10 protein-coding genes and 1 pseudogene are annotated in these 8864 nt (G+C 36.6%); all 11 read right to left on the bottom strand.

Features of this window, described 5'->3' with window-relative positions:
* The coding region (locus AB1414_10690; GenBank protein ID MEW6607897.1) for a Uma2 family endonuclease at positions 1–273 on the bottom strand (273 nt) is incomplete at its 3' end.
* A 210-nt stretch (positions 274–483) separates the two neighbouring features.
* Positions 484–2964 (bottom strand): mannose-1-phosphate guanyltransferase, encoded by a 2481-nt coding sequence (locus AB1414_10685; GenBank protein ID MEW6607896.1) that lies wholly within the window; start codon positions 2962–2964, stop codon positions 484–486.
* A 172-nt stretch (positions 2965–3136) separates the two neighbouring features.
* On the bottom strand, positions 3137–3361 hold the full coding sequence (locus tag AB1414_10680) for a hypothetical protein (GenBank protein MEW6607895.1): 225 nt from the start codon (positions 3359–3361) through the stop codon (positions 3137–3139).
* A pseudogene (locus AB1414_10675) lies at positions 3358–4151 on the bottom strand (site-specific DNA-methyltransferase). Before AB1414_10675 ends, AB1414_10680 begins: the two are co-directional and overlap by 4 nt.
* A gap of 159 nt (positions 4152–4310) precedes the next feature.
* Entirely contained in the window at positions 4311–4541 is a 231-nt protein-coding gene (locus AB1414_10670; protein ID MEW6607894.1) for a type II toxin-antitoxin system HicA family toxin, read from the bottom strand.
* Complete coding sequence (locus AB1414_10665; protein MEW6607893.1) at positions 4541–4795, bottom strand: type II toxin-antitoxin system HicB family antitoxin; 255 nt, start codon at positions 4793–4795, stop codon at positions 4541–4543. The genes AB1414_10670 and AB1414_10665 overlap by 1 nt, the downstream gene beginning before the upstream one ends.
* 56 nt (positions 4796–4851) lie before the next feature.
* Entirely contained in the window at positions 4852–5883 is a 1032-nt protein-coding gene (locus AB1414_10660) for an rRNA adenine dimethyltransferase family protein (GenBank protein MEW6607892.1), read from the bottom strand.
* A gap of 19 nt (positions 5884–5902) precedes the next feature.
* Positions 5903–6463, bottom strand: coding sequence for a Uma2 family endonuclease (locus AB1414_10655; protein ID MEW6607891.1), 561 nt, complete (start codon positions 6461–6463; stop codon positions 5903–5905).
* Positions 6464–7024, bottom strand: coding sequence for a Uma2 family endonuclease (locus AB1414_10650; GenBank protein ID MEW6607890.1), 561 nt, complete (start codon positions 7022–7024; stop codon positions 6464–6466).
* Positions 7025–7585, bottom strand: a complete 561-nt coding sequence (locus tag AB1414_10645; protein MEW6607889.1) for a Uma2 family endonuclease — start codon at positions 7583–7585, stop codon at positions 7025–7027.
* Entirely contained in the window at positions 7582–8709 is a 1128-nt protein-coding gene (pdxA, locus tag AB1414_10640; GenBank protein MEW6607888.1) for a 4-hydroxythreonine-4-phosphate dehydrogenase PdxA, read from the bottom strand. Before pdxA ends, AB1414_10645 begins: the two co-directional genes overlap by 4 nt.
* Between the last annotated feature and the right edge of the window lie 155 nt (positions 8710–8864).

Genomic DNA, 8864 nt, shown 5'->3' with positions numbered 1-8864 from the left:
CTCTTTAGAGATAAAGAATATATCTGGTTGGACAACATCTTCATCTGAAAACAGAACATCACAAGGTGCATAAAATACCTCTCCTAATTTATTAAGATTAACAAATCGATACAAAATGTTACCTAACTTTGCTAATACTCTTTGATGATACGGAACTGGTGCTGGACTCATATAAACCTCCCCCTGAATTATTTGATACCTTTTCCCATTATCCGGGAATTGAACATAATCCTCGTATGTCCATTTTTCTTCTTTTGTAGCTAAAATTGGCATTGCTTTCCTCCTCAAAATAGACTATAGACCACAGACTAACTCACCTACTACCTACTATGTAATGGGTCAGTGAAATGGGGGATTCTCCGGAAAGTAGGAAGTAGGAGAGTAGGAAAGTAGGAAAGGGGGAGACATTGCCCCCAGAAGAGGAATACTGTGCACATCCTTTATCCCTTTCCTACTTACCTACTACCTACTTGCCTACTATTTTTATCCTCTTTCTTTAAATTTATTAATCTTCTGGATATATTCTGTGGTTAATTCTTCGCTTTTTTCTTTCGAGCCTGCCTCAGCATAGACATGAAATAGTGCCTCATCCGGGTCTGGTAATAGCAAGACCCAATCCTTTCGGCGATATATTTTAATACCATCAATCAATTCGATATGTTTATCTTTAACCTCTTCCATTATCCATCGCATTAAACTCCCTTTTAATTCCCAGGGACAGGAGATTCTTTCATGATGGACATAGAATGGTGGGATAGAATCGACTACATCACTTAATTTCATTCCTTTAGATGATAGGAACTCAAGTAATTTCAAACTGGAAACCATACCATCAAAACACTGTTGAAATTGAGGGAAAATGAATCCCCCCTGTCCATTACTAATCATAATTAAATCTTTATCAAAGATTTTTTCTTTATAAGTAGTTTTGATATATTTAATTCGGTCTTCATTCATCTGGGCAATAATCCGGGTGGCTGTGACTGGAATACCAACTTTTCCTTCTTTAACCGTCTCACAAGCCAATTTTGATAATAAGGCGACATTTAAATTAGCAGGAATAATTCTACCTCGGTCATCCACCAGGAAGATTCTTTCAGCCTCCTGGTCAAATAGAATTCCAAGGTCTGCATCAAGTGTCAGGACAATATTTGATAATTGTTTTAATGCCAAAGATATACTGGCGGGTGTGTTAATTACTCTTTCTGGATCCGTATAGGCATTGAGGGCAATGACATCACAGCCTAATCCTTCTAAAACCGTTGGAAATACTGTTGAGATACTACCAAAGCCGTAATCGATGATAATCTTAAATTTAGATTGAGCGATTAAACTAGCATTAATTACATTTGATAATCCTTCTCGATAGCACTCGATTATCCGATAGGGGAAGGATATTACTCCTATTTCTTCTACCTTTGCCCTTCGGAAATCTTCGCGGTAAAAAAGTTGTTCAATGGCTTTTTCTTTAGTCGCGGAAATATCTAATCCAGAGGTTTCAAAGAAGCGAATTTCTATCATTTTAGGGTCGTAAGAGGCACGAGCAATATGTAATCCGCCGTGTGCATTCAAGATATTACTCTGGAATCGGGCAACAGGCATAGGGATAACACCCATATCCCAGACATTTATTCCTACGGATAAAATCCCGGACATCAGGGAGCGATTTATCATTCTGGAGGTTTTATGTACATCACGGCTGACAATAACATCCGCATTTTTAGCCAGAGATGCGGCATAAGCCGCACCGAGGCGACAGGCAAATTCAGGTGTGATTTCCATATTGACTAATCCCACTATCCCCCGACTACCAAATAAACTCCGTGTCCATTTCTCACCCCAGATAAGGCTTGTCGATAATGTCACCCCATCTTCTACGATTTTATAAGGCCACATCTTGACATTTGTTCTTATAATACAATCACTTCCAACAACACAACCATCTCCAATTATTGCCTCTATTTCTAAGAATGAGCACTTTTTGATATAAGATTCCTTTCCAATGACATTTTCTCGTAATTCACAACTATTCCCGATATGAACGCCATCCCAGAGAATAGAATTAGTAATTATTGAATTTTCTTCAATAATACAATTGTCTCCAATACAAGAATTAATAATCTTCACCCCTTCTCCTATACTACAATGTTTGCCAATAATAACATTGCCTTCAAGATTTACTCCATCGGCGATTATGGAATGCTTATCTTTCCAGATATTTTCTTTTTTCTCACCACAAATCTCAATATTTACCTTTTGGGTTAAAACATCATAATGTGCCAATCGATACTCGGTTAAATTACCAATATCCCTCCAATATCCTGTAGCAACATATCCATAAAGTGGAGAATTTTCGGCAAGTAATTTAGGAAATAAGTCTTTACTAAAATCAAACATCTCCCCTTCAGGAATATCTTCAAGAACCTCTGGCTCCAATACATATACTCCCGTATTAACTGTATCTGAGAAAACCTCTCCCCAGGAAGGTTTTTCGAGGAAACGCTTTATTCGACCTGTGGTTGAATCAATAAGGGTAATACCATATTGTAAAGGATTGGTTACCGCGGTTAAGGTAATTGTGGCAATAGCCTTTTTTTCTTTATGAAATTTAATAATAGATTTTAAATCAAAATCGGTCAAAACATCCCCACTAATAATCAAAAATGGTTCTTTATTCAGATGTTTAGCCGCATTTTTTACACTGCCTGCTGTTCCAAGATCTTGAGTCGCCGAAACATAAGTAATATTCACCCCAAATTTCTCTCCATTCCCAAAATAATCCATAATTATCTCAGGTTGATAATAAAGGATAACGACAATATCCTTTATCCCATACTTTTTCAAAAGACTAACGATATGTTCCATTATTGGTTTATTAGCCAGCGGAACCATAGGTTTAGGGATATTACAGGTAAGCGGTCGCAACCGCGTCCCAAAACCACCAGCCATAATTACGCCCTTCATTGTCTTATCCTCCTCTCTGTTATTTTCGATTTTTGATTTTTGATTTTCGATTTTTTTTAATCCGCTAAAAATTTCATTTACTCATCTTTTGCATTATTATGAGATACTTGAATCCCCTTAAGTAAAAATTATATATCCTTGCTCTTTCATGCCAGATTGGTGTATTTGATGACTATCTTATCTCAAAATTATCAATACCCCATGCATGACATTTTGGACATCCGACAGGTTCACCCACATAAGCCTCTCCATACCCCATATTTTTTACCCAGTTTGGTGTGTCACTTATATATTCAGGTTCTTCCGCATTTGTAGCCACACAGTAGTTATAACTGTTAATCTGAAACACTAAAGAATTTCCTTTATAATTACAGTTTTTGCACTGGTATTTTGTCATTTCTCTTCCTCTTTTTGCTGGTTTATTTTTGCTTCTTTTATAAGCCTCTCTTTTGCGATTTCACAATAATTTCTATCTATATCAATACCAATTCCCTTTCTATTTGTCAGGACGGAAGCAATCAAGGTAGAACCGCTACCTAAAAATGGGTCAAGCACGGTGTCAGCCACAAAACTAAATAGTTTTATACACCTTCTTGGAAGTTCTATTGGAAATGGTGTCGGATGTCCAATTCTTTTTTTGCTTTCCCCCCATAAAAGTCCATACACCATTTGTCCAATCCATGAATTCTTTTTTAGTCATATCTGATTTTTGCGTTTCACTAAGTTTCTTCCACTTTTTCTTATACAACACAGCAATCATTTCAACAGATGCAATAACATAAGGTGCGGTTGCAGAAAGCCACGAACCCCAGGCTGTTCTTCTTGATATATTCTGCTCATTCCATACAATTGTCGAGTGATATTTAAAGCCCACTTTTTTGGCTATTGAAATAATATCAGCATAAACACTTTGTTGACCACCTTTGTTCTTGTCAAGGGGAATGTTTAAGCAGAACCGCCCATCTTCTCTTAAAAGTTTATATGCCTTCTCAAGCCATTTATAAGTAAATTCAAGATAAACCTCATAAGGAATTTTATCATCATAAGCGTTGTATCTAATAGTCAACATTATAAGGTGGGGAAGTCACAATTAAATCTATCGAGCCTCCTGTGATTTCATCAGAAATTAAAAAATCATCATTATATATTTGTATATTTTCTGCTTGAAAATAAAGTTTTTCATTCATTTTAATATTATCACTTTTTTTTCCGCTAACCCACATTCCAATACATTATGGTTACTATCTACTGTCTCTTTTAGAAACTCGCTTACCCTTCCAAATTCCTCTAATGTTAATGTTTCCCCTCTTCTTTTAGGGTCAATTTTAGATTACCACCAAACTTTGTTAAAGTTCATTAAAATCCTTTACGCTCATTCCCATTTCTTTGATAATCTTTCTCACAAGACCTTTAGGTGCATCCCCTGGATGATTTGGAACTGGTATTGTCATACCATATTTCTCACTGTAATAGACTGGATGCTTAGTCGTTCTAATTTTAATATAGCCCGCCTTTTCTAACTTTCTGGCAATTTCCTTATATGAACATACCTTTAGTTTAACATCTGGCTCTGACATTATACACCTACTGCTACAAATGATATTTCTGGAATCTTTTCGTGAGAAAATTTCTCTTCAGGGATAATCCCTTTCACTTTTTCTAAAGCCTCCAGACAACTTTCTATTGCCTCTTGAATATTCTGATAGGCTTCCTCCATAGTCTTACCAGCCGCAACACATCCTTTGATTGAAGGACAGGAAGCGATGAAATATCCATCTTCATCTTGTTCATAACTAACATAATATTCTGCAGTTTTGTTCCTTTTATCCATTCTATATGCCTCCTTTGGAAGTAGAGAGTAGCAAATAAAGAAATCATTGTATCTCTTTACTTACTACTTTCTACTTCTTTCAAAAAATCACTTAGTCTACCAAATTCTTCTAATGTTAATGTTTCCCCTCTTCTTTTCGGGTCAATTTTATTTTCAACAAGAGATTCTGTTAGTCTTTCTTTACTAATGCCCACATCTGAAATGGCATTAATTAGCATTTTTCTTCTCTTTGAAAAGGCGGCTCTAACTAGTTTAAAGAAAAACTGCTCATCCTTTACTGATATTGATGGTCTGTCTAAGATATTTAACCTTAAGACAACTGAATCTACCTGTGGATGAGGGTAAAAACATTGCCTGCTTACCTCACATATCCGCTCTACTTGACAATGATATTGCACCAGGATAGATAATGCCCCATAGGTTTTTGACCCTGGTTTAGCCAGGATTCTATCCCCAACCTCTTTCTGCACCATTAAAATTAATGTTGAGAAGTTCTCTTTCGCCTGCAAAAGATGTATAATTACTGGTGTTACAATATAATAAGGTAAATTGGCAACTACCTTTATCTTCTTTTCTGCTGAAAATCGGGACTCGGGGCTCGGGACTCGGGACTCGGAGCTCGGGACTCGGGACTCGGAGCTCGGGACTCGGGATTCTATGTTCAAATCCGAAATCCGTAATCTGTCTTCTGTCTTCTGTCTCCGGTCTTCTTCCTCTATTTTTAGTCTTTGGTCTTTGGTCTTTAGTCTTTGGTCTTTTCTATCTAACAGTTCAGACAAATTTACTTTTAAAATATCCTCCTTTATTATCAAAACATTCGTATATCCCGCTAATTCTTGATTGAGAATATTTATCAAGACCGGGGCAATTTCAACCGCAATAACCTTTGAGACCAACGGGACTAATTGACTGGTTAAAATACCAATTCCGGCGCCAATTTCTAAAACGGTATCCTCTTTCGATAATTGCGCCGCTGAAATTATTTGATTAAGTATCTCCTCGTTCACAAGGAAATGTTGTCCTAATTTTTTTTGGGGTCTGATACTGTTTTGTAATAGTATTTTCTTCGTATCATCAAGTAAAGACATTATCCGCACCAATACCTCGTTAAAATACCTCACCAACTTTAAAATGAAAATCCTCTAATAGGACTGAAGAAAGAGTATCTTCGGACTTAAAGATACCATAAGATTTATATTTCCCTTCTTCTAATGTCAAAACCTCTATCTCTTTTCTATCTGCGTCAACTAACCAGTATTCTTTGACACCACATCTTTCATAAAGCCTTTTTTTCGTAATTCTGTCCCTCTGGGCAGAGTTTGGCGAGATAATCTCTATGAGTAAATCCGGTGAACCTTGTATATTATCTTTGGTAATGATATTGAAATTTTCTTTTAGAACAAAGATAATATCTGGTTGAACAACATCTTCGTTACTTAAAACAACATCACAAGGGGCATCAAATACCTCTCCTAATCCTGATTTTTCTAATACTTGCATAATTTTAAATTCAATTCTTTTTGAGATTCGTTGATGCCAGACATTTGGTGCTGGTGCCATAAAGAATTCACCTCCAATCAATTCATACCGATTATCAGACTCTATATCCCATGTAAGGTAATCTTCATAGGTAAATTTTTCTTGTTTTGGCATAGTTGCTGTAGCCATTTAAAACACCTCTCTTAGTTTAAGATGAAAATCCTTTAATACTACTGAAGAAAGAGTATCTTCGGACTTAAAGATACCACAAGGTTTATATCTTCCTTCTTCTAATGTCAAAACCTCTATCTCTTTTCTATCCTGGTCAACTAACCAGTATTCTTTGACACCACATCTTTCATAAAGCCTTTTTTTCGTAATTCTGTCCCTCTGGGCAGAGTTTGGTGAAATAATTTCTATTAGTAAATCAGGTGAACCTTGTATATTATCTTTTGTAATGATATTGAAATTTTCTTTTAAGACAAAGATAATATCCGGTTGAACAACATCTTCGTTACTTAAAACAACATCACAAGGGGCATAAAATACCTCTCCTAACCCTGATTTTTCTAATACTTGCATAATTTTAAATTCAATTCTTTTTGAGATTCGTTGATGCCATACATTTGGTGCTGGTGCCATAAAGAATTCACCTCCAATCAATTCATACCGATTGTCAGAGTCTATATCCCAGGTAAGGTAATCTTCATAGGTAAATTTTTCTTGTTTTGGCATAGTTGCTGTAGCCATTTAAAACACCTCTCTTACTTTAAAATAAAAATCCTTTAATACTACTGAAGAAAGAGTATCTTCGGACTTAAAGATACCATAAGTTTTATATCTTCCTTCTTCTAATGTCAAAACCTCTATTTCTTTTCTATCCTGGTCAACTAACCAGTATTCTTTGACACCACATCTTTCATAAAGCCTTTTTTTCGTAATTCTGTCCCTCTGGGCAGAGTTTGGCGAGATAATCTCTATGAGTAAATCCGGTGAACCTTGTATATTATCTTTGGTAATGATATTGAAATTTTCTTTTAAGACAAAGATAATATCCGGTTGAACAACATCTTCGTTACTTAAAACAACATCACAAGGGGCATGAAATACCTTGCCTGATTTTGTCTTTTCTAAAAGTTGCATAATTTTAAATACAATTTCTCCAGAAATATGTTGATGCCATACATTTGGTGCTGGTGCCATAAAGAATTCACCTCCAATCAATTCATACCGATTATCAGACTCTATATCCCAGGTAAGGTAATCTTCATAGGTAAATTTTGTTTGTTTTAGCATAGTTGCTGTAGTCATTGCTTTCCTCCTTTTGTCTTTGCCATTTTCGCCGCTAATTTAATTGCCTCTAATATACTTTTAGGACTGGCTATGTTTTTACCGGCAATATCGAATGCAGTGCCGTGGTCAGGTGAGGTGCGAATTATTGGTAATCCAATGGTAACATTGACTGCCTCATCAAAAGCCAATAGTTTTAAAGGAATAAGTCCCTGGTCGTGATACATTGCGATGACGACATCAAATTCACCTTTTACGGCACGATAAAAAATAGTATCCGGCGGATAGGGGCCTCTGGCGTCAATCCCTTTGCGTTGTGCGACCTCAATCGCCGGGATAATCTCTTTTTCCTCCTCTTTGCCAAATAACCCTCCTTCGCTGGCATGTGGATTTAATCCAGCTACGGCAATTCTTGGTTTTTTTAGTCCAAAATAATCCTTAAATGCAGATTGAGTTAATTTAATCGTGGTCAAAACCTTTTTCCTTGAAAGTTGCCGGATTGCCTTGTATAAAGGGATATGAATACTTACCAGGACAACCTTCAAAGAATGACTTACAAACATCATCGCATATTGGCGTCTATGGGTTAAGTCTGCCAAAAAATCTGTATGTCCGGCGAAATGAAATCCTGCTTTATTTATAGCCTCTTTACTTATCGGGGCAGTAGTAATGGCTTGAATTTCATTATCCAGAGCTAGATTAACTGCTTTTTTTATGTATTCTATAGCCGCCTTACCAGTTGTTCTGCTTATCTTCCCAATCTCTAATTCATCTAATTTAATATTATCCAAATCAAGACAATCAATCGTTCCAAACTGAAATTTAGCCTCTGATACATCTTGAATAGAATTAATCTTTAGTCTGTCTTCAAAATCGGGACTCGGGGCTCGGGAGTCGGGGCTCGGGACTCGGGGCTCGGGACTCGGGGCTCGGGGCTCGGGACTCGGGACTCGGGGTTCGGGAAGAGTCTGTCCTCTGTCCTCTATCCTCTGTCTTCTGATTTCTGCTAACAATACCTTTCCATCACCAATCACTATTGGGCAACATTCCGCATAAATAGAAGGTGTATTTAATGCCTTAATGATTACCTCTGGTCCAATTCCTGCGGCATCACCCATCGTGATACCAATAATCGGTTTTCCCATATCACCTACCTATTGTAAGGTAATCGGTAATATAGCAGTTATTAGTCAAAATTTTACTCAGAGTGGATAAGTAAAAAATCCCAAATCCCAAGCACCAAATCTCAAATAAGCACCAAATTCCACATACCAAAAAGCGAATTAGAGATTAGTGAATT

It is taken from the genome of bacterium, from assembly GCA_040755795.1.
In the GTDB taxonomy this organism is placed as follows: domain Bacteria; phylum UBA9089; class CG2-30-40-21; order CG2-30-40-21; family SBAY01; genus JBFLXS01.
This window is presented reverse-complemented; position numbering and strand designations above follow the sequence as displayed.

Excerpts from the sequence above, each read along its gene's own strand:
- AB1414_10685 (MEW6607896.1), bottom strand. The coding sequence starts at position 2,964 with ATGAAGGGCGTAATTATGGCTGGTGGTTTTGGGACGCGGTTGCGACCG.
- AB1414_10680 (MEW6607895.1), bottom strand. The coding sequence starts at position 3,361 with ATGACAAAATACCAGTGCAAAAACTGTAATTATAAAGGAAATTCTTTA.
- AB1414_10670 (MEW6607894.1), bottom strand. The coding sequence starts at position 4,541 with ATGTCAGAGCCAGATGTTAAACTAAAGGTATGTTCATATAAGGAAATT.
- AB1414_10665 (MEW6607893.1), bottom strand. The coding sequence starts at position 4,795 with ATGGATAAAAGGAACAAAACTGCAGAATATTATGTTAGTTATGAACAA.
- AB1414_10660 (MEW6607892.1), bottom strand. The coding sequence starts at position 5,883 with ATGTCTTTACTTGATGATACGAAGAAAATACTATTACAAAACAGTATC.
- AB1414_10655 (MEW6607891.1), bottom strand. The coding sequence starts at position 6,463 with ATGGCTACAGCAACTATGCCAAAACAAGAAAAATTTACCTATGAAGAT.
- AB1414_10650 (MEW6607890.1), bottom strand. The coding sequence starts at position 7,024 with ATGGCTACAGCAACTATGCCAAAACAAGAAAAATTTACCTATGAAGAT.
- AB1414_10645 (MEW6607889.1), bottom strand. The coding sequence starts at position 7,585 with ATGACTACAGCAACTATGCTAAAACAAACAAAATTTACCTATGAAGAT.
- pdxA (MEW6607888.1), bottom strand. The coding sequence starts at position 8,709 with ATGGGAAAACCGATTATTGGTATCACGATGGGTGATGCCGCAGGAATT.